Origin of the sequence: Geodermatophilus sp. CPCC 205506 (assembly GCF_051383635.1) — a bacterium.
In the GTDB taxonomy this organism is placed as follows: domain Bacteria; phylum Actinomycetota; class Actinomycetes; order Mycobacteriales; family Geodermatophilaceae; genus Geodermatophilus.
On the sequence record NZ_JALPKP010000109.1, the window covers coordinates 1 to 1,726 of the forward strand.

Below are 1,726 nucleotides of genomic sequence, written 5' to 3' on the forward strand. Positions count from 1 at the left end.
GCGGCGGCGATCGCCTCGAGGTCGGCGATGGTCTTCAGCGAGCCGTTCTCGCTGCCGGCCATCCGGCTGATGGTCTCCTCCATCAGGGTGCCGCCCAGGTCGTTGGCGCCGCCGGTGAGCACCGCCTTGGTGCCGGCGTCGGCGAGCTTGACCCAGGAGGTCTGGATGTTGGCGATCCGGCCGTGCAGCAGGAGGCGGGCGACGGCGTGCACGGCGCGGTTCTCCCGCACGGTGGGTCCCGGGCGGGCGACGCCGGCCAGGTAGATCGGGGAGTTGTGGTGCACGAAGGGCAGCAGCACGAACTCGGTGAACCCGCCGGTCTGGTCCTGGACCGCGGCGAGGGTGCGCAGGTGCGCGACCCAGTGCGCGGGGGTGTCGACGTGCCCGTACATCATCGTGGAGGTGGTCGGCAGGCCGATCCGGTGCGCGGTGCGGATGATGTCCAGCCAGGTGGCGGTGGGCAGCTTGCCCTTGGTGAGCACCCAGCGGACGTCGTCGTCGAGGATCTCCGCCGCGGTGCCCGGCACGGAGTCCAGGCCGGCCTCCTTCGCGGCGACCAGGAACTCCTCGAACGACAGGCCGGTGCGGGCGGCGCCGTTGACGACCTCCATCGGGCTGAAGGCGTGCAGGTGGATGCCCGGCCGGCGGCGTTTCACCTCCCGGGCCAGGTCGAGGTAGGCGGTGCCGGGCAGGTCGGGGTGGATGCCGCCCTGCATGCAGATCTCGGTGGCCCCGGCCGCCCAGGCCTGGTCGACCCGGTCGCCGACCTCGGCCAGGGACAGGGTGTAGGCGTCGGCGTCGGTGCGCCGCTGGGCGAAGGCGCAGAACCGGCAGCCGGTGTAGCAGACGTTGGTGAAGTTGATGTTCCGGTTCACCACGTAGGTGACGTCCGCGCCGACGGTGTCGGCGCGGACGGCGTCGGCCAGCGCGCACAGCGCGGCCAGATCGGGGCCGTCGGCGCCCAGCAGCGCCAGGTACTGCGCGTCGGTCAGCCCGGCCGGGTCGGTCTCGGCCCGGCGCAGGGCGGCGTGCACGGCGGGGTCACCGGCGGCCAGCGCGGTCGAGGCGCCCGACCGGGCGTCCACCGTGCGGTCGCGCAGTTCGGCCCAGTCGCCGTACACGGCGTCGAAGTCGCTGCGCCGGTCGGCGGTGCGGCCGACCGTGTCCACCTCCACGTTCAGGTCGACCCGCCCCGTCGAGGTCCAGGCCGCGTCCGGTTCCTGCCAGGGCAGCCCGGCCGGGATCCGGCCCTCCACCGCCAGCCCGTCCGGGCCGGCCAGCGCCGCCACGTGCGGCCGGACCCGGGGGTCCAGCCACGGCTCGGGGGAGCGCACGTACGGGGGCTGGGCGGCCAGCCGCTCGCGGAGGGTGAACCCGGCCTCGGCGGTCAGCGCGGCCAGCTTGTCGATGTTGGGCCAGGGCCGTTCGGGGTTGACGTGGTCCGGGGTCAGCGGGGACACCCCGCCCCAGTCGTCCACCCCGGCCCGCAGCAGCAGCTCCAGCTCGGTGGAGTCGGACAGGTTCGGCGGCGCCTGCACCCGCGCCTTGGGGCCGAGCAGCAGCCGGGTCACCGCCACCGCGGCGACGTACTCCTGCAGCTCCAGGTCATCCGAGCCGGCCATCGCCGTCCGGGGCTTGGCCCGGAAGTTCTGCACGATCACCTCCTGCACGTGCCCGTGCCGGTGCGCCGAGGCCCGGATCTGCAGCACCGCGTCGACCCGCTCGG

At 74.4% G+C, this 1,726-nt stretch carries 1 protein-coding gene; it reads right to left on the reverse strand.

Annotated elements, in window-relative coordinates; all coding sequences use genetic code 11:
- Positions 1-1,726, reverse strand: a 1,726-nt coding sequence (gene cofH / locus MY520_RS27825; protein ID WP_436695939.1) for a 5-amino-6-(D-ribitylamino)uracil--L-tyrosine 4-hydroxyphenyl transferase CofH, incomplete at both ends; no start/stop codon positions are given.